Genomic DNA, 24,255 nt, shown 5'->3' on the forward strand with positions numbered 1-24,255 from the left:
CCTCCCCTCCCGTTTCCCCTCCCGCTTGGAGAACCCGTCATGACCCCACCCCTGCGCGTACTCGTCCACGGCGGCGGCATCGGCGGCCTGACCGCGGCCACCGCCCTCGCCCGGCGCGGCCACCGGGTCGACGTCGTCGAGCTGCGCGACGAACTGGAGGCGCTGGGCGTCGGCATCATCCAGCCGTCCAACGCGCTGCACGTGATGCGTGAGATCGGCGTGCTGGAGCAGTGCGTCAAGGCCGGCTTCGAGTGGGAGGTGCTGACCATCTGCGACCCGGCCGGCGTCACCGTCGCGAAGATCCCGCAGCCCCGGATGGGCGACGCGCCCTCCAACAACGGCATCCCGCGGCCGGTCCTGGCCCAGGTGCTCAACGAGGCCGCCACCACCGCCGGCGCGAGCATCCGGTTCGGCACCACGATCACCGAACTCGTCGACGAGGGCGAGGAGGTGGCGGTCACCCTGTCCGACGGGCAGAGCAGCCGCTACGACCTGGTGGTCGGCTTCGACGGCATCGGCTCGCCGCTGCGCCGGCACCTGTACGGCGAGACCTACGCGCCCGAGTACACCGGCTTCGCCAACTGGCGCGTCACGCTGCCGCGTTCGCCCGAGGTGCAGGGCGTCGTGATGTCCGCCGGCAACCTCAAGGCCAAGGCGCTGCTCACCCCGATCAGCGAGGACCTGATGTACCTGGGCTCGGTGTTCGCCGAGGCCGAGGACTTCCGTCCGGACCCGGAGCTGGCCCACGAGCAGCTGCGCGAGCGGCTGGCCGGCTTCGGCGGCCCGATCGCCGAGGCCCTGGCGCAGGTCGTCGACCCGGCGGCCGTGGTGTACACCCGGATCTCCCAGGTGACGGTCGAGGAGCCGTGGCACGTCGGCCGGGTGGTGCTGGCCGGCGACGCCGCGCACGCCTCCACCCCGCACCTGGCCCAGGGCGCGGCGATGGCCGTCGAGGACGCGCTGGTGCTCGCCCAGAGCCTGGACGCCGCCGAGACCGTGCCCGCCGCGCTGGCCGCCTGGGAGGAGCGCCGCCGGCCGCGCGCGATGTGGGTGCAGGCGCTGTCCCGGGCCGTCCTCAAGCAGGAGACCGGCACGCCGACCACCGCGGAGGAGGACGAGCTGCTGAAGGTCGGCATCCCGGGCGCCGCGCACGTCCTCGTCCAGCCGTACTGAGCCTTCCCTCGGTTGTGACCGGCCCGGGCCCGGTGCGGACGTGTGTCCGCGCAGGGCCCGGGCCTGAGCCGTGGGTCAACGCGACGTCGGTCCCGGGCGGGCCGCCGGGGCCGTGCCGGTCGCACCGGCCGGGCCGGTCGGCGTCCGGGTGACGGCGTGCCGGCGCCGCCAGACCTCGGCCGAGATCCGGGCCACCAGCCGGGCCGCCGGGTCCGCCTCCGCCTCGTCCGCCCCGGAGGCCAGCGGACCGGTGTAGCAGACGGCCAGTAGGTACGGCGGGCAGTCGTCCGGGTGGACGAGGCCGACGCTGTGCCGCACCCCGGGGAACCAGCCGTTCTTGAACGCCACCCGGGTGCCCGGCGGCAGCCCGGCCGCGAGGTCGACCCGGAACGCGTTGCGTTCGAGCAGGGCCAGCAGCTCCGGTTCGCCGTCGAGGGACTGGAGGAGGCGGACCAGGTCGCGGGCGGTCACCCGGTTGTGCAGGCCCGCGTCGCGCGCCCGGTGGTCCTCGATGCCGCGCGGGCTGGAGCTGTGCGTCGCGCCCGCGCGCCGCCAGGCCCCGGCGACGGCGGCGTGGCCGGTCCGGGCGAGACAGAGGTTGGTGGCGAGGTTCGAGGAGTGGGTGATCATCCGCTCGGCGAGCAGCCGGAGCGGCGCCGTCCGGCCGAGCAGGCTCCAGGGGACGGGGTCGCTGTCCCAGTCCGGATCGTTGCCGAACTCGCCGCCGGCGGCCGAGGCGAAGGCGTTCACGACCGGGACGCGGGCGTCCAGGTCCACCCCGCTGCGGTGGAGCGCGGCCAGGACGGCCACCTTCATCGTGCTCGCCGCGTCGTGCGGCTCGTCCCCGGCCCGGGCGAACACCGGGTCACCGCCCCAGGGGGCCACCACGACAGACAGCATGGTCGCTTCCGTTCCCGACCGCGGTGGTGTCGAAACCGGCGGCACCGCGGGGCGGCGGCACGACGGGGCCGCCCTCCCGGAGGCCCTGCCGGCAGCCCCACCGGCGTCCCGGGCGGCCGCGGAACGCGGCGGCCGCCCGGGGCGGCGTCACGTCCAGCCCTGCGACTCCGTGAGCAGGTGGCGGTGCAGATGGGCGAGTCGGGCGTCGGCCAGCGTGCCGGCGCGGGTGGCGAGGTTGCCCGTACGGGCGTCCGTTCGTCTATCACCGGCTGAACCGGGTCGGCGCGCAGGTCGAGCTGGTCGATCTGGGCCGCCAGCCGGCCTTCCTGGACGCCTGGCACCCCGGCGGCCCGCCGATGCCCGCCGATGCCCGCCGTCAACGAGGAGAGGACCCCGCGGACCCGGCAGGGCCTGCGGACCGGGCCGGTCCGGCCCGGTGGCCACCGCCGTGGCGGGGCCGCCGGGGGGTCAGCCGGGCCGCCGGGTGGGCCGCGGTGTCGAGGGGCTCCGTCCGCACCGGGTGGGCGAGTTCGGCGAGGTAGTGGGCGCGGGGGGCCGGGGCGGCCCCGAGGGTGCGGACGTGCGGGGAGTCCCACTGCGCGTCGAGCAGCCGGCCGCCGGCGTCGGCGAAGCGGGTGGCGAGGTCGGCGACGGCGACGCGCGCGGCGTCGGGGCGGCGGTGGAACATCGAGTCGAGGCTGAGCACGGAACCGGTGACGATGCCGAAGACGCCGCCGACCAGCTCCTCCCCCTCCCAGACCTCGGCGCTGTGGGCCGCACCGAGCCGGTGCAGCCGGACCAACGCCTCCTGCAACCCGGCGGTGAGCCACGGGGGTTCGCGCCCCTCCGCACAGGCGGCGAGGACCTCCTCGAAGGCCCGGTCGGCGCTGGTCCACCAGCCGAGGCGGTTGCGGAGCAGCCGGGAGAGCTTGCGCCCGACGCGGACCTGCTCCGGGGCGATCACCGGGCGCGGGTCGGGCGACCACCAGCCGAGCGCGTACGGGTCCCGGTGGTCCGGTCCCGGTAGCAGGACGACGTCCCCCGCCGCCACCGCGTCCTCGTACCGGGCCTCGTTGAAGGCGCTCGCGTAGTCGTCGGCGGCGGGCAGCGGGAACAGCCCGCGCCGGTACGCCGCCAGCAGCACGTCCGGCTCCAGCGTGCCGCCGAACGCCGCAGGACCGTCGGCGGGCGCCCGCGCGACGTCCACGGCGTCGAACAGGCCCGCCGCCGAGGGGGGTTCGGTCGCCCGCCCGCCGTCCGGCGCCGTCACCTCATCGCTCCCAGCGGCGGGACGAGGAAGCCCTCGGCGGTCAGCTGCGTCAGGTAGAGGTCCAGCAGCTCGCCGTCCACGGCGGGCAGTTGGATGCCGCTTCCGGCGAGGGCGTGGTCGGTGTTGGCCCGGTCGAAGAGCGGGAACGTCGGGCGGAAGTACATCTCGCTGATGGAGAGTTCGGTGCCCGGCGCGCGGTCGACGAAGAGCGGCACGAACGGGGTCACCGGGTGGGTGGGGTGGCCGGCGGCGAACCGGATCAGCCCCTGGACCCACTCGCCGTAGGGCACCTCGTCCACCGGGTAGCCGCGCGCGCGGAGCCGGTCGGCGAGGTCGGCGAGGCCCGCGGGCCGCGGTGACGTGATGTGGTAGACCTCGCCGTTGGCGGGGGCGTGGGCGACGATGTGGGCGACGGCGCGGCTGAACCGGTCGGCGGGGACGAAGTCGAGCGGTAGCCGGACGTCCGGGTAACTCCCGCTCTCCGCCATGTACTTGATCAGCGCGCAGAGTTCGGTGCCGGTGTTCATCACACCTCCGGCGAGGTCCCCGGTGACGTCGTTGGTGCGCATCACCGTGACCGGCAGCCCGGCCGCCGCCGCGTTGTGCAGCAGCTGCTCGGCCACCCACTTGCTCTCCACGTAGCCGACGGCGAGCTTCTCGGGGTGGGCGAGCGGAGTCCGTTCGGTCACCTCGCGGACGCCGGCCGCGCCGAACCCGGCGAGCACCGCGAGGGTGGAGAGGTAGTGCACGGGTATGCCGCGCGAGTGCCCGGCGAGCCGGACCACCTCGCGGGTGCCGCCGACGTTGGGGCCGCGCAGCTGCTGGTACGGGTAGATGAAGTTGACCTGGCCGCCGAGGTGGTGGATGGCGTCGAGGCTGTCCGCCAGCTCCTCGAACCGGTGCTGGGTCAGACCGAGCAGCGGCTCGGCGAGGTCGCCGACCAGCGGGACCACCCGGCGGTCGGCCAGGTCGTGCCGGAGGAACCGCTGCTGGGCCGCGCGGATGCGTTCCAGCGCGTGTTCCTCGTCCGGGGCCCGGACGAGGCAGTGGATGCGGGCCGCGGTGGTGTGCAGCAGCGTGTCGAGCAGGTGGGCGCCGCAGAAGCCGGTGGCGCCGGTGAGCAGGATCTCGGTGGGTTCGGCGCGGGAGGGCGCGGGGTGCCAGGACTGCCGGACGGGGGTGCTGAGCCGGGCCTCGGCGGTCCAGTCGACGGCGGCGCGGCCGGGAGCGGGCGCGCCGCCGGGGGCGTCCTCGCCCGCGCGGGCGGCCCGGGTGGCCGCGGCGAAGGCGCGCAGGGTGGCGTCCCGGAGCAGCGAGCGGGTGAGCCCGCGGATCCGGGTGACGTCGATGCCGAACATGATCCGGGCCCGGGCGATCATCTCCATGGCGAGCAGGGAGTTGCCGCCGAGGTCGAAGAAGTCGTCGTCGGGGCCGACCTGTTCGACGTCGAGGAGTTCGGACCAGAGGTGGCCTACGCCGACGTCGACGGCGTCGCCGGTACCGGCCCCGCTGCTCCCGTTGCCGCCGCTGCTGTCACCACCGCCGCTGCCGCCGCTCGCACCGCCCGGGCCGGGGCCGCTCCCGTTCCCGCTCCCGTTCCCGGCGGAGGCGCGCAGGCCGTCCGCGGCACCGTCCGCCTCCTCGCCGTCCCGGCGCTGCAACTGCGGTCGGGTGTGCGGCAGTCGGCGCCGGTCGATCTTGCCCGCCGGGGTGAGGGGCATGGAGTCGAGCAGGACGAACTCGGCGGGGACCATGAAGTCGGGGAGCCGTGCGGCCAGGAAGGCGCGGATCTCCCGGCGCCGGGCCCGGGCGCCGGACGCGCCCCGGTCGCCGAGCGTGTAGTAGGCGGTGAGGACGTGGGCGCCGTCGTCGCCGTCGTCGGCGGCGACCCGGGCCTGTCGGACGTCCGGGTGGGAGGCCAGGACGGACTCGATCTCGGCGGGGTCGACGCGGTAGCCGCGGACCTTCACCTGGTCGTCGAAGCGGCCGAGGATCTCCAGCAGGCCGTCGGCCCGCCAGCGGCCCGCGTCACCGGTCCGGTACATCCGGTCGCCGGGGGCGGCCGCGTAGGGGTCGGGCAGGAAGGACTCGGCGGTGAGCGCGGGCGACTTCCAGTAGCCGCGGGCGAGACCGGGGCCGCCGAGGTAGATCTGGCCCTTCTCGCCGGGCCGGACTGGGCTGAGCCGGGCGTCCAGGACGTGCACCCGCACACCGGGCAGCGGTCTGCCGATCGGCACGGGCGCGTCGATGCCGCCGGGGTGCCGGTCGGAGGCGGAGCGCCGGTCGCCGGCGCGGTGCCGGTCCGGGGCGGGGTGGCCGTCCGGGGAAGACTGACCGTCCAGCGAGGGGTGGCCGTCCGGGGAGGGACGGCCGGCTCCCGGCGGGTGGAGGACGGACCCGTGGGTGCCGGCGGCCAGCACCTCGGGCGTGATCTCACAGAGGGTGGAGGTGACGGCCGCCTCGGTCACGCCGTAGGCGTTGACCAGCCGGACCCCGGGCAGCCGGTCCAGGCAGGTCCGGCAGTCGTCGGCGTGCACGGTGTCGCCGCCGACGACGATCAGCCGCAGCCCGTCGGGGGCGGGCCCGCCCTCGGGGAGCAGCGCGACCACGTGGTGCCAGTACGCGGGGGTGAGGTCGGCGACGGTGAGGCCCAGTTCGCCCATCCGGTGGACGAGTTCGGTGGGCGCCCAGGTGCGGGCGCCGCCGAGGACGAGGGTGGAGCCCGCGGTGAGGGCGGCGAAGACCTGTTCCAACGAGGTGTCGAAGCCCAGGGCGGCGAGCTGCAGCACGCGGTCCCGAGGGGTGAGTCCGTAGGCGCGAACGACCCGGTCCAGGGTGAAGACCAGGGAACGGTGGGTGACCGGGACGCCCTTGGGGGTTCCGGTGGTACCGGAGGTGTAGATCAGGTAGGCGAGGTCCCCGGGCGCGGCCGGGTCCTCGGGCGGGGCCGGGTCGCCGGACGCGGCGCCGGCCGGTGCGACGGCGCCCGCCGGTGCGGTGGCGTCGGCCCCGAGCACCTGCACCCCGGGGAAGGTCCGCCCCTCCTCCGCGACGACCACGTCCGCCCCGCAGTCCTCGACCAGCCCGGTCAGCCGCCGCTCGGGGTGGACCGGGTCCAGCGGCAGGAAGGCGCCGCCGGCCTTGAGGACGCCGAGCCAGGCCGTCACCAGGTCCGCGCCGCGTTCCAGGCAGACCGGGACGACCCGCTCCGCCCGTACGCCCCGGGCGCGCAGGGCGGCGGCGAGCCGGTCACTGCGGCGGTCGAGCTCACGGTAGGTGAGCGCGTCGCCGTCGTCGGTGAGGACGGCGAGGGCGTCGGGGGCGTGCGCGGCACGGGCCCGGAACATGCCGTGCACGGTTCCGGTGGATCCGGCGCGGCCCGGCGTGCGGGCCGCGGCCGGCCCGTCCGGATCCGCGCACTCCGACCCGGTGCGGGCCGGTCTCGCGCCGTCGGGTCCGGCGTGGGCCGCGCCGTGGCCGACCGGGCCGAGCCCGGCCGGGTGCCACTCGCGGTCCACGTAGTCGCGGCACTCGTCGCGCCGCGCGGGCCCGAACACGGTGCGCCATCCACTGGGTACCGTGAAGTCACCGGGCCAGATCGTATACTGACCGTCTTGATTGCAGAGCACGGCGTGACGCCCGGAGTTCGCCTCCGAACGCGCGCCCCGCGCGCTGTCTGCTGCATCATCCACCGGCTTGACCTCATGCTGTGGCGGCAGAATGCTGGGAGGTGCGACATTTCCGACTATACGCACTCACGGCTCATTTCAAACGTCCGACCGAACGCCGCTCGGACGCTCGTGAGCCCCTGCCCGAAAGGCCCCGAGACCCGCCGGACCCTCCGCCCGTCACCACGGGTGAACCGCTCACGGGCGGCCCGACCGCCCCGTCCTCGCCCGAACTCGCCCGCCCGACAGGCGGGGTGATGTCGTGGAGGAGGTAGCCTCGTTGACTCGTCGGCGACAACGCCTGATGGCCTGTTACCTGGTCTGGATGGTGCTGTTCACGGCCATCTACTACACCAACCCCTCGCAGCGGATCATCTGGTGGACGGGCATCGGCCTGGGCGGCGTCGCCGCCATCGTGGTCGGCGTCCGTCTCAACCGCCCGTCCCACGCGATGTTCTGGTACCTGCTGGCACTCGCCAACCTCAGCTTCACGGCGGGCGAGGTCGTCCAGGTCATCCAGATGCAGTTCCTGCACCTCGGCAGCCCGTTCCCCTCCGTCGCCGACGGCTTCTACCTCGCCGAGTACCTGCTCTACGCGGCCGGCGTCCTGGGCTTCATCCGCTGGCGTACGGCACATCAGGACCGGGCCAGCCTGCTGGACGCGCTCATCCTCACCATGGGCCTGGCCCTGCTCGCCTGGATCTACCTGATCCTGCCGTACACCCGGAACCCGGACCTCGGCTGGTTCCAGAAGGCCGTCGCCATCGCCTACCCGCTCGGCGACGTGGTCGTCCTCGCGCTGCTGCTGCGGCTGGTGGTGCCGCGCGGCGGGTTCAGCCGCTCGCTCCAGCTGCTCGCCATCGGCACCGTCGGCCTGTTGGCCGCCGACGTCGCCTACGGCCTGATCCTGCTGCACGGCGAGTGGCACATCGGCACCCCCGTCGACCTCGGCTGGGCGGCCTTCTACACCGCCTGGGGCGCGGCCGCGCTGCACCCGTCCATGGTCGAACTGACCAGACCCATCCCCAGCCAGCAGCCCGACCTCAGCCCCGGCCGGCTCGCCCTGCTCACCCTCGCCTCCCTGATCGCGCCGACCATCCTGATCGTCGAGTCGGTCCTCGGAAACACCAGCAACGCCGGGGTGATCGGCGCCTTCTCCGCCGTCCTCTACCTGCTCGTGCTGGCCCGGCTGGCCGTCGTGGTCCGCGCCCGCAGGCAGGCCGTCGCGCGGGAACGCGCCCTGCGCGAGGCCGGATCCTCGCTCACCGCGGCGGTCACCGTCGAGGAGGTCGCCGACGCCGTCCAGGCCGCCGCCTCGACCCTGATGCCCACGGAGGACGGTCACGTCGCGCTGCTCGCCGTCACCGAGGGCGGCATGCTGCACGTCCGGCACGCCCAACGCGGCTCCGGCCACCACCCGATCCGGGGCGGCGACTCCGACGAGGTGCTCGCGCTGGCCGCCTACCGGGAGACCAGACTGCTGCCCGTCGAGGCCGTCGGCGCCGGCCTCTCCGGCCGCCTCGACGGCATGCCCAACGCCCTGCTCTGCCCGCTCACCCTCGCCGAGCGCCCCTCCGGGGACCCGCTGATCGGCGCGCTCATCGTCACCGGCACCGAGCAGGAACTGACCAGCCTGTGGGGTTCACTGGAGATCCTGGCCGCCCAGGCCGCCCTCGCCGTCGAGCGCGTCACGCTGAGCCAGGAGATCACCCGCCGCAACAGCGAAGCCTACTTCCGCACACTGGTGCAGAGCGCCAGCGACGTCATCCTGATCCTGAACGCCGACGACTCCGTCCGCTACGCCTCGTCCTCCTCCGCCGAGCGGGTCCTCGGCTATCCCGACCTCAACGGCACCCTGATCACCGAGCTCGTCCCGCCCGAGGACAGCCGGGCCGTCGGCGGCGCGCTGGCCCGGATGCGCGGCCCGGACGGCGCCGGCAGCCGGTCCGGCGGCGACACGCAGCGTGAGCACTGGCGTCTGCTGCGCTCCGACCGCACCCTGATCGAGGCCGAGGTCCGCTGCAACGACCTGCGCGACGACCCGACCGTCGGCGGCCTGGTGCTCACCCTGCGCGACGTCACCGACCAGCGGCAGATGGAGCGCGAACTCACCCACCGCGCCTTCCACGACTCGCTCACCGGCCTGGCCAACCGCGTCCTCTTCCTGGACCGGGTCGGCCACGCGCTCTCCCGCGGCGAACGCAGCGGGGCCGTCACCGGCGTGCTCTTCATCGACCTGGACGACTTCAAGATGGTCAACGACACCCAGGGGCACGCGGTCGGCGACGAGCTGCTGGTCGCCGTCTCGCTGCGGGTCTCCACCGCGCTGCGCACCTCCGACACGGCGGCCCGGCTGGGCGGCGACGAGTTCGCGGTGCTGGTCGAGGACGCGGTGCGGCCCGCCGACGTGGGCGGGATCGCGGACACCGTGCTGGCCGCCTTCGCGGAGCCGTTCAAGCTGAGCGCGGGCGCGGTCCGGGTGACGGCCAGTATCGGCGTGGCGACGACGGAGGACAGCGTGGACACCACCGAGCTGCTCAGCCACGCCGACCTGGCGCTGTACTCGGCGAAGGCGGCCGGCAAGCGGCAGTGGTGCCCCTACCAGCCCGCGTTGCAGGCCGGGATGGTGGAGCGGCACGAGCTGAACGAGAACCTGGACACCGCGATCGCCGAGTCCGCGTTCCGGCTGTACTACCAGCCGATCGTCGACCTGGCGACCGGTGACCTCGTCGCCTTCGAGGCGCTCGTGCGGTGGCCGCACGACCGGCGCGGCATGGTCCTGCCCGACGAGTTCATCGCCCTCGCCGAGGAGAGCGGCCAGATCGTGCCGCTCGGAGCCTGGGTCCTGGAACGCGCCGCCCAGGAGGCCGCCGTCTGGCACCGGCAGAGCACCGCCGTCCGCGCCGCCGCGGGCCGGCCGCCGCTGCGGGTCAACGTCAACGTCTCCGCCCGGCAGTTCCGCGACGCCGGCTTCGTCGACGTGGTGCGCGGCGCCGTCCGGGCCTCCGGTATCCCGGCCGAGTCGCTGGTGCTGGAGCTGACCGAATCCGTGCTGATGCGCCGGGACGGGCGCGTCCACACCGACATGCGGACCCTGGCGGACCTGGGCGTCGGCATCGCCATCGACGACTTCGGCACCGGGTACTCGTCCCTGTCGTACCTGCGGGAGTTCCCGATCTCGATCCTCAAGATCGACAAGTCCTTCATCGACGGCCTCGGCCACTCCCCGCAGCAGTACGCGCTGGTCGAGGGCATCACCCGGATCGCCGACACCCTCGACGTGCAGGTCATCGCCGAGGGCATCGAGAACCCCGAGCAGCGCGACCTCCTCGCCGGGATGGGCTGCCCGCTCGGCCAGGGCTACCTCTTCGCCCACCCGCTCACCCCGGACCAGGCCCGCACCTTCATCGCCGAGTGGACGGCCGCCCCCGACGGACGGCCGGACAGCCGCCCGGCCCCGGCGTAGGCGGGTCCCGCCGCCGCTCCCGTTCCCGGCCCGGCAGTGGGCCGGGAACGGGAAGGAGAGGGGGGAGGGGACCAGAAAGGGGGCCGGAAGCGGATCAGGCGGGCCGGAAGGGCTCGGCCGTCGCGAGCAGCCGCTTCGGGAGGTACGGGGAGTCGACCCGGATCCGCCAGCCCCGGCGGCGGGCGTGGCACGCCAGACCCAGGACGGCGAGGTCGACCGCCGAGTCGCTGCTGTCCGCGCGATCCGCGACCCGGTAGTAGTCGCGGTGCACCTCCAGGGCGTCCACCAGGGCCAGGTTGAAGCTCTCCTCGTCCCCCTCGACCAGCTGCGAGAAGAGGACGACGGGCGGCGGGAAGAAACCCCAGTCCTTCCCCTGCTCGACCTCCGCCAGGGCCCGTTCCGTCGCCGGTACGGGGTCCTCGCCCCGGAGGTAGTCGTGCAGGGCCTCCGGGTAGGAGGCGAACGCCGACCGGGGCGCACCGTCCCGGAGTGCGACGGCGGGACCGGCGTGGACCAGCGGGGCGAGATCCTCGCGCGCGCCGGAGACCAGGGCGAGGGAGACAGCCTTGCACCAGCCCCAGGGGCCCGCCTCGTCCCTGTCCAGGGTGGCGGGGTAGCGCAGCGTCCGGCCGTCGATCGCCACCTCCACCTCGGTGCCCGGCGCGGCGAGGGCGGTCCGGAACACCGTCGCCGCCATGCGGGAGGCCCGGCGCAGCCTGGCGATCTCGCCTTCCCCGACGTCGTCGGCCTGCGAGGCGCGGGCCTTGAAGAACATCTCCTCGTAGCGGGCCACGCCCGCCAGCCGCCAGACGGCGAGCGGCTTCCCGTCGACCGGGGTGAACGCCTCCTCGGCCTCCCGGGCTAGGAACGCCGCGCCGTCCGGGTGGACGGCCTGCGGCTCCCCCGGCCGCTCGACCCTCACCGGCCCGGCGGCCAGGGCGGCGACCGCGTCCGGGCGGCGGTCCCGGCCGAAGGGCCCGACCCGCGGGCCGGGCGTCTCGAACCCGGTGACCAGGGTGCGCGGGAGGTAGTCGGTGTCGACCGCCGGCCACCAGCCCGGGCCCCGGTACGCGAGCGCGGCCAGGGCGAGCGGTACCAGCGGGAGGAGGCTGCCCGGCCGGGCGTGGACGGGGTTCGTCCGGCTCTGCCGGAGCAGCAGCCCGGTCAACCCGGCGTCGAACGCCGCCCGGTCCCCGGCGACCAGGGCGCGCAGCGTGACCAGGCCGGCGGCGTGCGGCCGGTCGAGCAGGTCCTCGCCGCTCGCCTCCCCGCGCCCGCGGACGCGTTCCAGCGCCGCGTCGACGGCGGCGAGCCGCTCCTGCGGGCTCGGCGGGTAGGACGCGTCCTCGTCGTCCAGGACGCCGACGGCCTGGGCCAGGAGTCCGGTGGCGAGCTCGACGACGGGGTCACCGGCCGAGCCCGCGTCGAACTTCTGCCGGGCGAAGCAGAACGCCTCCCCGTGGTGGTGGGCCCGGTCCGAGAGGATCGCGAGGCAGAACGCGTCGAGCCACTCGTACGGGGCGACCCCGCCCGCACCGTCGTCGTCCTCGCCGGGTTCGTAGGTGATCCCGAAGTTCACGTAGTCGAGGAAGACCTGGAAGTCGACGTGCGGGAAGTACGCGGCGAACGCGACGGCTCCGGCGGCGGACTCGGTGGCGTCCTTCAGGACGGCCCTGGCCTCCGGGGTGTCCAGGGCGGGCCGCTCGGCCGAGAGGGCGCCCAGGTACTCGACGAACTCGTCCGCGAGGTACGTCCATTCCCGGGAGGCCATCCGGCCGGCCCGCGACATGGAGTGGACCTCCCTTCCGATCCGGTTGGTGAAGTCCTCACGTGTCGTCGAAAGCAACGCCTCGCCCACCTGGTGACGCTCTATCCGCACAGCCCCGCTCCTTGCTCCTGACCTGCACGTCAGCCTACGGGCGCGGTCGGTCACCGCCTCGCGCGGGTCGGACCGGCGGGAACCGCCCGTCCGGAGGGGCGCGGGGCGGCCGACGGGCGCTACGCCCGGCGGTAGGCGCCCGCGCGGGCGGCGGCCTCGGCGGCGTCGGCGGCGCGGTCGGCGGCGGCCTCGTCCAGCGGGTCGCCGGTGGTCAGCATCCGGTAGTAGAGCGGGGCGGAGACGGCCCGGACCACCTCGAACGGGTCGGTGTCGGGCGGCAGTTCGCCGCGCTCGACCGCGTCGGCCACGCACGGCGCCCACTCGGCGACCCGGACCAGGTAGAAGCGGTGCAGGGCCTCGGCCGCCGCCTCGTCACAGGTCGCCGCCACCAGGACGGCGCGGAACAGCGCGCCCTGGCGCGGGTCGGCGAGGGTGCGCGCGACGAGCCGGGCGTTGGCGCGGAGGTCGTCGCGGAGCGAGCCGGTGCGCGCGCGGGGCAGGGACTGCTCGGCCATGTCCGCGAGCAGGTCGGCCATCAGTGCGCCGGTGGAGCCCCAGCGGCGGTAGACCGTGGTCCGGCCGACCTCGGCCCGGCGGGCGAGGTCGCCGAGGTCGAGTCCGGCGAAGCCGACCTCGACGAGGGCGTCCTCGGCGGCCCGCAGGACGGCGGCCCGGACGCGGGCGGTGCGACCGCCGGGGCGCTGGGCGCCGGGGGCGGCGCCGGGGGCGGGGGCGTCGGGAGTGGCGTTCTCCGGAGTCATTAACGGGATTCCCGTTCCGTTAGGGGTGGGCGCGGTGCTAAGGTCAGGACATCTTAACGGAACAAGAGTCCCGTTAGCGGAGGGCGTGCAGTGCAGTCGCCCACCGGGACGGGGAGGGAGCACAGTCATGGAGTACCGCCAGCTCGGAGCGTCCGGCCTCAAGGTCCCCGCACTCTCGCTCGGCACCGGCACCTTCGGCGGCAGCGGCCCGCTGTTCGGCGCCTGGGGCACCACCGACGTCCAGGAGGCCCGCCGCCTGCTCGACATCGCGATCGACGCCGGCGTCACCCTGTTCGACACCGCCGACGTCTACTCGGACGGCGCCTCGGAGGAGGTGCTCGGCCAGGCGGTCAAGGGCCGTCGCGACCAGGTGCTGATCTCCACCAAGGCCGGCCTGCCCACCGGCGACGGCCCCAACGACGCCGGCACCTCGCGCGCCCGCCTGATCACCTCCGTCGACGCCGCCCTGCGCCGCCTCGGCACCGACTACCTCGACCTCTTCCAGCTGCACGCCTTCGACGCCGCCACCCCGGTCGAGGAGGTGCTCGCCACCCTGGACGACCTGGTCCGCGCCGGGAAGATCCGCTACACCGGCGTCTCCAACTTCTCCGGCTGGCAGCTGATGAAGTCGCTCGCCGCCGCCGACGCGCACGGCCGCCCCCGCTACGCCGCCCACCAGGTCTACTACTCGCTGGTCGGTCGCGACTACGAGTGGGAGCTGATGCCGCTCGGCCACGACCAGGGCGTCGGCGCCCTGGTGTGGAGCCCGCTCGGCTGGGGCCGGCTCACCGGGAAGATCCGCCGGGGCACCCCGATCCCGGCCGGCAGCCGCCTGCACGACACCGCCGACTACGGCCCGCCGGTGGAGGACGAGCTGCTCCACGACGTCGTCGACGCGCTCGACTCCGTCGCGAAGGAGACCGGCCGCACCGTCCCCCAGGTGGCGATCAACTGGCTGCTGCGCCGCCCGACCGTCTCCTCGGTCATCATCGGGGCCCGCAACGAGGAGCAGCTGCGGCAGAACCTCGGCGCCGTCGGCTGGGAGCTGACGGTCGAGCAGATCGCCCGCCTGGACGCGACCAGCGGCCGCACCGCCCCGTACCCCTACTTCCCGTACCGCCGCCAGGCGGCCTTCGCCCGCCTGAACCCGCCCCTGGCGGGGTGACGGGGCATCCTCAAAACCGATTGCGGCAACGGCTGCGGGCACGGCAGAGTCGCCGACATGATCGAACTGCGTGCACTGACCTCCGACGACTGGCGGCTCTGGCGCGGACTGCGCCTCGCCGCCCTGGGCGAAGCGCCCTACGCCTTCGGCTCCACCCTGGCCGACTGGCAGGGCGAGGGCGACCGAGAGGAGCGCTGGCGCTCACGCCTGGAGATCCCCGGCGCCGTCGATCTGGTGGCGTTCGTCGACGGCGAGCCCGCCGGGATGGCGAGCGGCGTCCCGGGCGAGGACGCGGAGGGCAAGCCGGACCGGGCGAGCACCGAGCTGATCTCGATGTGGGTCGGCCCGGCGGCACGCGGCCGGGGAGTCGGCGAGCGGCTGATCCGCGAGATCGAGCTCTGGGCGGCGACACGGGGGTGCGCCGCCCTGAAGCTCGCCGTGATGCCCGACAACGAGCGGGCGATCGCCCTGTACGAGCGCGCCGGCTTCACCAGGACCGGCGAGGAGGGCGACCTCCTGGCGGACGGCGTCCGGCGCGAGCTCGTCCTGGCGAAGCCGGTGAGCGCGGGATGAGCGCGCTCACCCACGGCCGGGCGCACCGGCCGCCGCAGGTCCAGGTCATCGACGTGGACCCGGTGGACGCCGACCACCTCGCCCTCGTCGTGCGCTGCCTGGCGCACACGCGCCTCGGCACGCGGTTCCACTGCACGGACCGGCGGGGGAACGCGGTCGAACTCGCCCTGGTGGAGATCCGGCGGAACCCCACGCTCACGGTCGACGAACTGGAGCCGCCGCACGGCGCCCGTCTCCTCCTCGCCGGCGCCGGCGCCGGGGCGCCCACCGGCCCGGACGGCGTCGACGTACGCGCCGGGGACGTCCTCCTCGGGACCTCGTCGGCCGCCTGACCGCCGCACCGGGCCGGCCCCGCGCTACCCGGCCGGGGCCGCCGGGTGGGGGTGGCCGAGGTGGGGGAAGGCGGGGAGCAGGTCGGTGTGCGGCGGGACGTGGTCCGAGGTGACCTTGCCCCCCGACACCATCGCCAGACGCGCCGAGGTCACGTCATCGGTGAGCGTGCGGCCGTTCGGAGGCACGGTAGAACTCAGGCCGCCGCGCTCCCGCCCGTCGAGGTTTCGCCGCCCGCGCCTCCGGACGGGCTGCCACCGTGCGCCGAGAAGACGAACACGGCGGCGTCACCGTCCAGGTCGATGCTCAGCGCGGCATCCAGTGCCTTCGCCAGCCGGGTGAGCAGCGGGAGGGTCGGCAGGGAATCGCCACCCTCGACGAGGGAGATCTGCGGTTGCGTCATACCGGCCCGCCGCGCCACTTCCGCCTGAGAGATCCCCAGCTCCGTCCGCCGGTCATAGACGGCCTGCCCCAGGGCGAAGGCGTAACCGGCCTCCACATAGGCCTGGGACTCGTGCACCGGCTCGCCCAGGATCTTCCGGGTTCGGCGGGTCTTCCACTGTGCGTGGTTCACGAGCTCTCCTCCGTGGTCCGGTCGTAGACGTGTGCAGCGGGACCGTGGTCCGCCTCGCACTCCTTCTGCGCCTGCTGAGCGCGCTCGACCTCGGCCGCCTCCCGCTGCCGCGTCTTGCGGAAGACCGTCAGCAGCACGATGCGGCGAGCAGGCGCGAGCCAGTAGGTGATCCGCACAGCGCTGCCGTCCACGCTGAAGCGCAGCTCACGCGCTCTGCCACCCAGGTGGCGCGCGTAGGGCTCAGCCAGAGTCGTCGGCCTGTCTGCGAGCATATCGACCGCACGTTCGGCTTTGTCGTAGTGGGCGTCCGGGAGGAGCTCCAGCCACCGCCTGACCTCTGGCTCGATCTCGATCTGCCACGGGTTGCCCACCCAGGTGACTATACAGATATCTATATACCCGCACGAGTCTCGCCGGTGCTGCCCGCCCGGCCTCGGGCAGGCAGCACCGGCGGGGCCGGCTACCCGGCCGGGGCCGCCGGGTGGGGGTGACCGAGGTGGGGGAAGGCGGGGAGCAGGTCGGTGTGCGGCGGGACGTGGTCCGAGGTGACCTTGCCCCCCGACACCATCGCCAGACGCGCCGAGGTCACGTCATCGGTGAGCGTGCGGCCGTTCGGGTAGACGGCCGGGCGGGAGCGGTCGTAGCGGAGGATGTCGGGCAGGACGAGCTTCAGCGTCTCGGTGGCGGCGTCGGTGGTGTAGTCGCCGGTGTGCTGGAGCACCGCCGTCCAGGCCTCGCGGTAGTTGGTCCAGTCGTCGGCCGGCTCGCCCGCGTTGTAGGCGTCCTTCACCTCCTCCGCGTTGAAGTACGCGGTGAGGGAGGGGTGGGCGCCCCGGTCGACGGAGACCAGCTGCCCGTCGACGTGCAGGCTGACCCGGGCCCAGAGGCCGATCTCCGCCTCGGTGCCGAGGTCGGCGTCCGGCACTTCGAGCGCGATACCGAGGACGTTGGCGTTCGCCATGGCGTCCCGGCCCGTCCAGGTGAAGTTGTCGACGATCCCTTCGAGGTCGGCGAAGAAGGGGTCGCTGCGCAGGCCGACGGAGAGCCTGCGTCCGTCGGCCTCGACGACGTGCGGGGCGTCGCCGAACGCCACCGGGGCGTCGGAGAAGAGGACGTCGCCGCCCGCCTCGTGCTTCTGGGCCGCGTCGCCGGTGGCACGGCGGACCGTGACGGTCTGGCCGCCGGAGGCGTCGGGGGCGGAGAAGGTGAAGGAGTAGGCGATGTCGGCCCGGTGGTCGCCGTCGGTGTCGACGTTGAGGCGGTAGACGGCGTCCGGGTGGAAGGCGGCGCCGGGGACGGCCGCGTATGGGTGCGCGTCCAGGACGAGGACGGTGCGGCCGGGGTCGCCGGCGGCCGGGAAGGCGAACAGGTCGGTGAGGTCGAGCCGGGCATCGCCGCGCGGGGAGCGGAGGTGGGGACCGCTGAGGTGGTGGGACATGGCCGCAGTGGTACCAGGACTGCCGGGGCAGCGACCGGAGGACACCCGCGCGGAAAGCCGCCGTCCGCCGGATGGCGGACGGCGAGGAGTTCGCGAGGAGAGGTCGGGTGGGGACCGGATCCGTGCTCGCGGCTCCGGCCGGAAGCTCCGAGCGGGCCGGCGGCTTGCGGCTCGGCGATTCGGGAACACGAGGTTCCGTCCCGTCCCCCGGCGAACTCCCCCGGTGAACCCCTCCTGCCCGACTCGAACAAGGAGCACAGATGACGATCACCCTCCGCCCGGGAACCAGGGTGATGTTCACCGGGGACTCGATCACCGACGGCCTGCGGCTGGCGAGCGAGGACGGCCTCGGGTTCGGCTACCCGCTGCGCGTCGCGGACGAGTGGGGCCTCAGGCACCCGGACCGGCCCGTGACCTGGCTGAACACCGGGATCGGGGGCCACAAGGTGAGGGACCTGGAAGCCCGTTGGCAGGCCGACGTGCTCGACGCCCGCCCGGACGTGGTGTCGATCCTCGTCGGCGTCAACGACATGGGCTGGCACACGCTCGACCCGAACGGCCGCGTGATCCCCGCCGAGGAGTTCGCAGCGGGCTACCGCCGACTGCTCGCGCCGCTGGCCGGGGCGGGCACGGAGCTGATCCTCGTCGAACCGTTCCTGCTGCCGATCAGCGGCAGCGTCAGGACGCGCCACGCGGAGGTCGACGACGCGGTCCGGAAGGAGTGGCGGGCCGACCTGGACCCGAAGATCCAGGTCGTGCGCGAGCTCGCCGAAGCCTACGGCGCGCACCTTCTCGCCGCGGACGCCATGTTCACCGGGCTCGCCGCGGCGACCGGTCCGGAGTACTGGGCCGCGGACGGCGTACACCCGACGCCGGCCGGTCACGCCGCACTCGCGTCGGCCTGGCTGCGCCTGGTCGCGTGACCGCCGCTAGGGCTTGCCCCGGCCCCGGCCCCGGGGCAAGCCCTAGCGGCGGGCCGACCGGGGGGCCACGAGCCTGGTGGCGGTCCAGTCGCCGCCCGCGGAGAAGGCGCCCGTCTGCTGGAGGCCCGCCGTGGGGGCGCTCTCGCCGATCTCCGAGGGCTCCACGTAGCCCGGCCGTCCCGACTTCGGGGTCAGGACGAACACGACTCCCCTGTCGGCCAGCAGCGTTCGCGCGTCCACGAGCAGATCCACCAGGTCGCCGTCACCGTCGCGGAACCAGAGGAGCGCGACGTCGACGACGACGTCGGCCTCCCCCTCGACGAGGGCGCTGCCCGACCGCTCGGCCACCGCGTCGCGGACGTCGTGGTCGACGTCCTCCTCGTAGCCCAGCTCCAGGACCACCGTGCCCGACTCGATCCCGAGCCGATCCGCCACGCTCGCCTGCGTCGTCATCCCGAACTCCTCCAGTGCGCAAGGGGCGACCGGTCGACCGCCGCAGCCATGGTCGCCGCCGGACCGCCCGGCCGGGTGCCGATGCCACACCCCGGCGGAAAGTGATCGATCTTGTTCGAGCCCGACACCTCCTCGCACAGGAAGTCGACCACGTCGACTTCCTGTGCGACTACGGCAACCGCCGGGGCTGCGTCAGGCCCGGTGCGCCAGCAGCTCCTCCAGCTCGGCCGCGAAGAGCCGCGCCGGATCGAAGCCCATGCCGGCGAAGTGGCCGGCGAGTTCCAGTGACAGCACGCCGTGCAGGCGGGTCCAGACGGTCAGGAACCGGTGGAGCACCTCGGACGGGGCGGGGTGGCCGCCGGCCCAGTCCCGGTGCTCCTCCAGGTACGCGCCGAAAGGCGTCGCGGCGGCGGGGCTGGCGGGGCCGGCGGGGCCGGCGGGCGCGAGCGCCGCACACGCGTCGAGCAGGGTGGTCATGATCTCGTTCGAGACGGCGGTGACGTCCTCGGGCGCCCGGTAGCCGGGGACGGGGGTGCCGTAGATGAGCAGATACCGCTGCGGGTCCGCCAGGGCCCAGCCGCGCAGCGCGCCCGCCAGCCCCGCCAGGTCGGCACCGGCGGCGGCGGCCGTGCGCAGGGTGTCGGCGAGGCTCCGGTACGCCTCCCGGACGAGTTCGGTGATCAGGTCGTCGCGGCTGGCGAAGTAGCGGTAGAGCGCGGGCCCGCTCATGCCCATCTGCTTGGCGATCGCGTTGAGGGAGAGCGCGGACGCGCCCGCCGTGGCGATCTGCTCCCAGGCGCGTTCCGTGATCTCCGCTCGCACCTGGGCCCGGTAGCGCTCCCTCGGGGTGTCCGCGCCCGCCCTCGCCATGACCTGCCGCCTTCCCGCCCCCATTCAGCTACATGCTCAAGGGTTGGTGAGAAGGTATCACGCAACCTGTTGACCTCCCCCTCAACCGTGCGTTACACCTTCTAACGAACGCATGAGTATGTAGCTCACACGGGAGTGCAGGGCATGGGCCCCGCACTCCACCGACCGTCAGAGGGGAACCCATGTCCGGCATCCGCAGCACCGACCCCCGCGCCACCGACCCCCGCGCCACCGACCCCCGCGCCAACGGCTCCCGCACCGCCCGTCCTCGCCGCGCCGGAATCCGCACCGCCCTGGTCGCCGTCCCGCTCGTCGCCGGCCTCCTCGGCAGCGCCGCCGCGCCCGCCGGCGCGACCATCCCCCAGCACGGCAGGTCCCTCACCTGCCAGGGCAAGGGCGTCGACCCCGACGCCCTCGTCCGCCACCGGACCGAGATCGTGATCAACGCGCCGCTGCGCACCGTCTGGAAGCTCCAGACCGACGTCGAGCGCTGGCCCGACTGGCAGGCGCCCGTCCGGACCGCGGAGCGCCTCGACCACGGGCCGCTCCACCGGGGTTCGGCCTTCCGGTGGACGACCCCGCTGCCGCCCAACCCGGCGACTCCCGCCACCAGCCTGGACATCACCTCCACCGTCCGACAGCTCCGGACCGGCTCGTGCCTCCGCTGGACCGGGCCCGCCGTCGCCGAGGGGCTGCGCATCGACGGCGTCCACCTGTGGAACTTCACGGCCGTCCGGGGTGGCGTCCGCGTCACCACCGAGGAGACCCACAGCGGTCCCCAGGTCGAGGCGAACGTCCCCTTCGCGACCGAGGTCCTCCGGTCGGGCCTGGAGTCCTGGCTGAGCGACCTGAAGACCGCCGCCGAAGCCCCTGCCCACGGCCGGAGTTGACGGATCGGCTCGGAGGTTCGCCGGGAGACGCCCGCGGCCGGGCGGGCCGGCGCCGCAGGTCCGCCCGCGCCCCGGCCGCGGGCGCCCCCACCGGTCGGGAGGATCTGACGGTCGGCCAACTCCGTCCTGGGCGAACCGGGTTGTGATCGTCTACCACTCGGTACGATCAAGCCGCACGACCGGTCCGTCCGACGGGACGAACCGCCGAAGAGGGGGGAATCCCGCATGCAGTTCGACTCCGCCGTCCGACACGGCAAGCACGCACACCAGTCGCGCCCGTCCACGTCCCGCCCGTCCACGTGGCTGACCGCGCTCGCCCTGGCCTCGGTCGCGGTGGCCGGCTGTTCGTCCTCGGGCGACTCCGCCTCGGACGCCGCCAAGGCGCCCTCGGAGACCGCGGCCGGGACCTCCGCAGCGGGAACCGCCGCACCGGGCACCTCCCCCGGCGGCGCGACGCCGCCCGCCGGTACCGCGCCGAGCGGGGGCGGCAGGGCGGCCCCTCCCGCCAACCGCCCGGCCGACCCCTGCACGCTGCTGACGTCCGACCAGGTGGTGGCCGTCGTCGGCACGCCCGGCCCGTTCAACGGCATGCCCCTGGGCCGGGGCCTCGACGGTTCGGCGGTCTGGGGCTGCGGCTGGAGCAACTGGGACTCCCTCACCTCGCTCCAGGAGGTGGACTCCTCCACGTTCGCGAGCCACAAGCGGGACTCCCAGCGCCCGGACGCGAAGGAGCCGGCGGTCAAGGACGTCGGCGACGAGGTGTTCGTCGCGTCCCGGGGCAACGCGGGCAAGCCGGCCCTGTTCTTCGCGCTGGGCCCGCACTTCTACCGGGTCGAGGTCCAGTCCAACCGCAAGCTGGGCGCGAACAACCCCGACGCGGCCAAGGACGCCGCCGCCGAGGAGTCCCTGGCCCGCCAGTTCGCCAAGACCCTCAAGGGCTGATCCGCGGAGCGCCGCGAGAGGCCCCGTGCCGCTCGCGGCGCACCGGCCCGTCGCCTCCGCCGCCCGCCGGCGCGCGTAGTGAACCGTCCGGCCCCGGCTCGGCTCGGCTCCGGGCGGTCGGAGCCGTTCCGGTGGACGTTGCGGCGGACGTCCCGGCGGATCCTGGTCCTGACCCCGAGGCCGTCGTCGATCAGGGGGCGCGCGGCGAGGCGTGCGCGCCAGGCGTACAGAACTCCCGCCCCTGGCATGGCCACCGTGCTCCCGCGCACCGCGCCCGGACCCCTTGGCGGGGCGCGCGCAGGACCGCACACTCCGGATGGGGCTCCTGACCGGAGGCCGCCCCGCGCAACCGGAAGGCACCCATGCACCCGCCGAACCCGTCCGCCGCCCGCGCCGTCTCCCGCACCGCCGCCGTCACCACCGCCGCCCTCCTGCTGACCGCCACCGCCGGAACCGCCGCGGCCGAGCCCGCCGCCCCGCCCGCCGCCGGGGCCACCGCCACAGCGGTCGCCGCCGTGGCCTTCTCCGACGGAGGCTTCGAGAGCCCCGTCGTCCCGGCACCCACACCGTTCACCGACTACCTCGGCGGACAGACCTTCGGCCCCTGGACGGTCGGCGGCGACAGCGCCGACCTGACCTACGACCGCCTGTGGGACGTGGCCGAGGGCCACCAGTCGCTCGACCTCAACGGCAGCACCACCGGCAGCGTCTCGCAGACGTTCCCGGTGGCACCGCTGACGACCTACCTCGTCACCTTCAAGCTGGCGGGCAACCCCGTGTGGGCCCCGGCCCTCAAGACCGGCCAGGTGCGGGTCAACGGCACGACGGTGCTCGACTTCGCCTTCGACATCAGCGGACACGGCCTCCGCTCCATGGGCTACGTCGAGCAGACCACCGCCTTCACCAACCTGCTGGGCACCTCGGCCACCCTCACGTTCGCCAGCACCACCCCCGGCTACGGCGGCCCGGTCATCGACGACGTGAAGGTCCGCAGCTGCCTGCTGGTGCTCTGCCTGCCCTGACGGACCCGTGCACCACCCCGCAGGAACCGGCCGGAACAGGCCGGAACAGGCCGGACCCGGCGGGACCCGTGCGGCGCACGGATCCGAGCGCCAACGGGCCTGTCAGTAGAGCTTGTTCACCGCGGCCCTGACCGTCTCCTTGAAGGCGGGGACGTCCGGCTGGGTCCAGTTGCTCTCCCACTCGACGACGGCCACCGTGCTGCCGTCCCGGCCGACCCCGTACAGGTGGTTGTTGTACGACGCCCAGGGGGAGGTTCGGGAACGGTGCACGCCTCCCACGGTCGCGCCCTCCTCGACGTCGAGCGAGCCGTGGTCCTGCCCGGTCACGGTGTCGCCCGGGTACGCGGCACGCAGGCGGTCGGCACAGGCCGCGTAGTACTGGCGGAGCGATTCGGCGAGGGTGACGGCCTCCGCCTCGGTCGGCAGCACGAAGACCCGCTCGACGGCCGCGGCGGTCTCCGACGTGAAGAAGTCGGCGCTCCAGGTGTTCTGCTCCGGCACCTCGTTGATCCGGTCCCACAGACAGGTCGGCGTGTAGCTCCCGCCCGGCTCGTCCGAGGCCCCGCCCATCCAGGTCAGCGAGTCCGGCGGCAGGTCGGCGACGTCGATCATCCCCGGCCGGCCCTGTGTGTCGGCGGGCGTCGCGCCCGCCACCGGAGCCGCCACCGCGACCACCAGCAGGGCGACACCCGCCCCGCGCACCCACGTACGAATCCCCGACCTCATCCGTCCACCTCCGTGTGTAGAGCTGCGGAAAGGCGCCCACCCGATCGGGGCGGGGCACTCCGTCCAGCATCCGAGACCACGGACCGTTCCAAGGGTGCGGACACGAACCACGGCCGGAACCTCGCCCACCGATCATCGATTCCGGCCGAAAACAGTACCTCCCCCCCGTCCGGGGCCTGGACACGGCAGGGCGCAGCTCGGGGCGGGGGCGGACCGGGCCGGGGCGGGGCGGGGCGGGTTCGTCAGTCCCTCGTCTCCGGCCCGGCCGTCGCGACCGGCGCCGCCGTCGCGAGTCGGGTCAGGGCGGCGGCAGTCACCCGGTCCTCCCCCGCGCTGAACACGTGCAGTACCAGGCCGGTCTGGCCGGGGGCGGCCGGGACGTTCAGGGGCTCGAAGTCCAGTGTGAGCACGCCGGTCAGGGCGTGGTGGAGGCGCTTGCGGCCCGCCGCGCACATCACCACCTCGCCGGATTCCCAGACCTGTCGGAACTCCCGGCTCTGTGAGGAGAGTTCGCGGATCAGGGCGACCAGCTCGGCATCGCCCGGCCAGGTGCCGGCCGCCACCCGCAGCTGGCCGACGGCCTCCGCCGCTCGGTCCGCCCAGTCGGGATGGACGGTGCGGGAGGCCGGGTCGAGGAAGAGGAAGCGGGCCTGGTTCCGGTCACGGCGAGGCACCTCGCCCACACCGCCGACGAGTTCGGAGCCGAGTCCGTTCGACGCGACGACGTCGAGGCGGTGGTCGGTCACGAAGGCGGGAAGGTCCGCGCCCAGCGCGTCCAGCATCCGGCGCAGCAGCGGACTGACCCGGGGCCTGGGCACCGGCACCCGCCGGGCGGAGGCGAGCGTGTCGAGGTGACGGCGCTCCGCCTCGTCCAGCCCGAGGGTGCGGGCGAGCGCGTCGAGCACCTCGGGGGACGGCTGGGTGGAACGTCCCTGCTCCAACCGGACGTAGTAGTCCACGCTGATCCCGGCCAGCTGGGCCAGCTCCTCCCGGCGCAGCCCCTGCACCCGTCGGCGCCCGCCCCCGGCGAGGCCGACCAGTTCGGGGGCCACCCGGCCCCGGCGGGCGCGCAGGAACGCTCCGAGCGCCCGACCGGGGTCGCCGACCCCGTCCGGCGGGGTGGCCGCGGTGGCGGCGCCGTCCCCGTCGGTGCTGCTGCCGGTCCTGCTGTCGGAGCTCCTGCCCGTGCTGGTGTCCATGCGATCCAGTATGGGTGGCCCTCGCAGTACCAG

Annotated in this window: 22 protein-coding genes; 9 read left to right on the plus strand and 13 right to left on the minus strand. The window is 74.4% G+C overall.

What is annotated here, in order from left to right:
- Window positions 1–39 precede the first annotated feature (39 nt).
- The gene (locus PUR61_RS10990; protein ID WP_329878288.1) at window positions 40–1,173 is read left to right on the plus strand and encodes an FAD-dependent monooxygenase; all 1,134 of its coding nucleotides are present in this window, start codon (window positions 40–42) and stop codon (window positions 1,171–1,173) included.
- A gap of 75 nt (window positions 1,174–1,248) precedes the next feature.
- Here PUR61_RS10990 and PUR61_RS10995 read toward each other — a convergent pair whose 3' ends face one another.
- The 3 genes from PUR61_RS10995 to PUR61_RS11005 all read right to left on the minus strand — a co-directional run bounded on the left by PUR61_RS10995 (window position 1,249) and on the right by PUR61_RS11005 (window position 7,098).
- Entirely contained in the window at window positions 1,249–2,073 is an 825-nt protein-coding gene (locus tag PUR61_RS10995) for a serine hydrolase (protein WP_329878290.1), read from the minus strand.
- A gap of 376 nt (window positions 2,074–2,449) precedes the next feature.
- Window positions 2,450–3,343, minus strand: a complete 894-nt coding sequence (locus tag PUR61_RS11000) for a leucyl/phenylalanyl-tRNA--protein transferase (protein ID WP_329878292.1) — start codon at window positions 3,341–3,343, stop codon at window positions 2,450–2,452.
- Window positions 3,340–7,098, minus strand: a complete 3,759-nt coding sequence (locus PUR61_RS11005) for a thioester reductase domain-containing protein (protein ID WP_329878294.1) — start codon at window positions 7,096–7,098, stop codon at window positions 3,340–3,342. Before PUR61_RS11005 ends, PUR61_RS11000 begins: the two co-directional genes overlap by 4 nt.
- Window positions 7,099–7,291: 193 nt before the next feature.
- On the opposite strand from PUR61_RS11005, the gene PUR61_RS11010 reads away from it, so the two are divergent.
- Window positions 7,292–10,477: a putative bifunctional diguanylate cyclase/phosphodiesterase gene (locus PUR61_RS11010; protein ID WP_329878296.1), complete on the plus strand. Its 3,186-nt coding sequence runs from the start codon at window positions 7,292–7,294 to the stop codon at window positions 10,475–10,477.
- A 94-nt stretch (window positions 10,478–10,571) separates the two neighbouring features.
- Here the strand turns inward: PUR61_RS11010 and PUR61_RS11015 are convergent, their stop codons facing one another.
- Both PUR61_RS11015 and PUR61_RS11020 read right to left on the minus strand, forming a co-directional pair.
- A complete protein-coding gene (locus PUR61_RS11015) occupies window positions 10,572–12,356 on the minus strand; it encodes an immunity 49 family protein (protein ID WP_329878298.1) in 1,785 nt (594 codons plus the stop codon).
- 119 nt (window positions 12,357–12,475) lie between these two features.
- Window positions 12,476–13,117 carry a TetR/AcrR family transcriptional regulator gene (locus tag PUR61_RS11020; RefSeq protein ID WP_329878300.1) on the minus strand — a complete coding sequence of 214 codons (642 nt, stop codon included), beginning with the start codon at window positions 13,115–13,117 and terminating at the stop codon, window positions 12,476–12,478.
- A 127-nt stretch (window positions 13,118–13,244) separates the two neighbouring features.
- Between PUR61_RS11020 and PUR61_RS11025 the strand changes: the two genes are divergently transcribed.
- From PUR61_RS11025 to PUR61_RS11035, 3 genes are read left to right on the plus strand one after another with little or no spacing between them, the layout of a single operon-like run.
- Window positions 13,245–14,282 (plus strand): aldo/keto reductase, encoded by a 1,038-nt coding sequence (locus PUR61_RS11025; protein ID WP_329878302.1) that lies wholly within the window; start codon window positions 13,245–13,247, stop codon window positions 14,280–14,282.
- 57 nt (window positions 14,283–14,339) lie between these two features.
- On the plus strand, window positions 14,340–14,855 hold the full coding sequence (locus PUR61_RS11030) for a GNAT family N-acetyltransferase (protein WP_329878305.1): 516 nt from the start codon (window positions 14,340–14,342) through the stop codon (window positions 14,853–14,855).
- The gene (locus PUR61_RS11035) at window positions 14,852–15,187 is read left to right on the plus strand and encodes a hypothetical protein (protein WP_329878307.1); all 336 of its coding nucleotides are present in this window, start codon (window positions 14,852–14,854) and stop codon (window positions 15,185–15,187) included. Before PUR61_RS11030 ends, PUR61_RS11035 begins: the two co-directional genes overlap by 4 nt.
- A 24-nt stretch (window positions 15,188–15,211) precedes the next feature.
- Here the strand turns inward: PUR61_RS11035 and PUR61_RS11040 are convergent, their stop codons facing one another.
- The 4 genes from PUR61_RS11040 to PUR61_RS11055 form a co-directional block, all read right to left on the minus strand.
- Complete coding sequence (locus PUR61_RS11040) at window positions 15,212–15,373, minus strand: hypothetical protein (protein ID WP_329878309.1); 162 nt, start codon at window positions 15,371–15,373, stop codon at window positions 15,212–15,214.
- Between the two features lie 8 nt (window positions 15,374–15,381).
- A complete protein-coding gene (locus tag PUR61_RS11045; protein WP_329878312.1) occupies window positions 15,382–15,759 on the minus strand; it encodes a helix-turn-helix domain-containing protein in 378 nt (125 codons plus the stop codon).
- Window positions 15,756–16,130, minus strand: coding sequence for a type II toxin-antitoxin system RelE/ParE family toxin (locus PUR61_RS11050; RefSeq protein ID WP_329878314.1), 375 nt, complete (start codon window positions 16,128–16,130; stop codon window positions 15,756–15,758). Before PUR61_RS11050 ends, PUR61_RS11045 begins: the two co-directional genes overlap by 4 nt.
- 89 nt (window positions 16,131–16,219) lie before the next feature.
- Complete coding sequence (locus tag PUR61_RS11055) at window positions 16,220–17,197, minus strand: DUF4331 family protein (RefSeq protein WP_329878316.1); 978 nt, start codon at window positions 17,195–17,197, stop codon at window positions 16,220–16,222.
- 260 nt (window positions 17,198–17,457) lie between these two features.
- Here PUR61_RS11055 and PUR61_RS11060 point away from each other — a divergent pair, with 260 nt between their 5' ends.
- Entirely contained in the window at window positions 17,458–18,120 is a 663-nt protein-coding gene (locus PUR61_RS11060) for an SGNH/GDSL hydrolase family protein (protein WP_329878318.1), read from the plus strand.
- A 42-nt stretch (window positions 18,121–18,162) separates the two neighbouring features.
- Here the strand turns inward: PUR61_RS11060 and PUR61_RS11065 are convergent, their stop codons facing one another.
- Both PUR61_RS11065 and PUR61_RS11070 read right to left on the minus strand, forming a co-directional pair.
- Window positions 18,163–18,573, minus strand: coding sequence for a DUF3052 domain-containing protein (locus PUR61_RS11065; RefSeq protein WP_329878320.1), 411 nt, complete (start codon window positions 18,571–18,573; stop codon window positions 18,163–18,165).
- Between the two features lie 192 nt (window positions 18,574–18,765).
- Window positions 18,766–19,443, minus strand: coding sequence for a TetR/AcrR family transcriptional regulator (locus tag PUR61_RS11070; protein WP_329878322.1), 678 nt, complete (start codon window positions 19,441–19,443; stop codon window positions 18,766–18,768).
- 182 nt (window positions 19,444–19,625) lie between these two features.
- On the opposite strand from PUR61_RS11070, the gene PUR61_RS11075 reads away from it, so the two are divergent.
- From PUR61_RS11075 to PUR61_RS11085, 3 genes are all read left to right on the plus strand, one after another.
- The gene (locus PUR61_RS11075) at window positions 19,626–20,333 is read left to right on the plus strand and encodes an SRPBCC family protein (protein WP_443035150.1); all 708 of its coding nucleotides are present in this window, start codon (window positions 19,626–19,628) and stop codon (window positions 20,331–20,333) included.
- Between the two features lie 225 nt (window positions 20,334–20,558).
- Window positions 20,559–21,275, plus strand: coding sequence for a hypothetical protein (locus tag PUR61_RS11080; RefSeq protein WP_329878324.1), 717 nt, complete (start codon window positions 20,559–20,561; stop codon window positions 21,273–21,275).
- Window positions 21,276–21,637: 362 nt separating this feature from the next.
- Window positions 21,638–22,297, plus strand: a complete 660-nt coding sequence (locus tag PUR61_RS11085) for a DUF642 domain-containing protein (protein WP_329878326.1) — start codon at window positions 21,638–21,640, stop codon at window positions 22,295–22,297.
- Window positions 22,298–22,399: 102 nt separating this feature from the next.
- Here PUR61_RS11085 and PUR61_RS11090 read toward each other — a convergent pair whose 3' ends face one another.
- A complete protein-coding gene (locus PUR61_RS11090; RefSeq protein ID WP_329878328.1) occupies window positions 22,400–23,023 on the minus strand; it encodes a hypothetical protein in 624 nt (207 codons plus the stop codon).
- A 242-nt stretch (window positions 23,024–23,265) separates the two neighbouring features.
- Window positions 23,266–24,222, minus strand: coding sequence for a helix-turn-helix transcriptional regulator (locus PUR61_RS11095; RefSeq protein WP_329878330.1), 957 nt, complete (start codon window positions 24,220–24,222; stop codon window positions 23,266–23,268).
- Between the last annotated feature and the right edge of the window lie 33 nt (window positions 24,223–24,255).

It is taken from the genome of Streptomyces sp. BE20 (assembly GCF_036322525.1).
Classification (GTDB): domain Bacteria; phylum Actinomycetota; class Actinomycetes; order Streptomycetales; family Streptomycetaceae; genus Kitasatospora.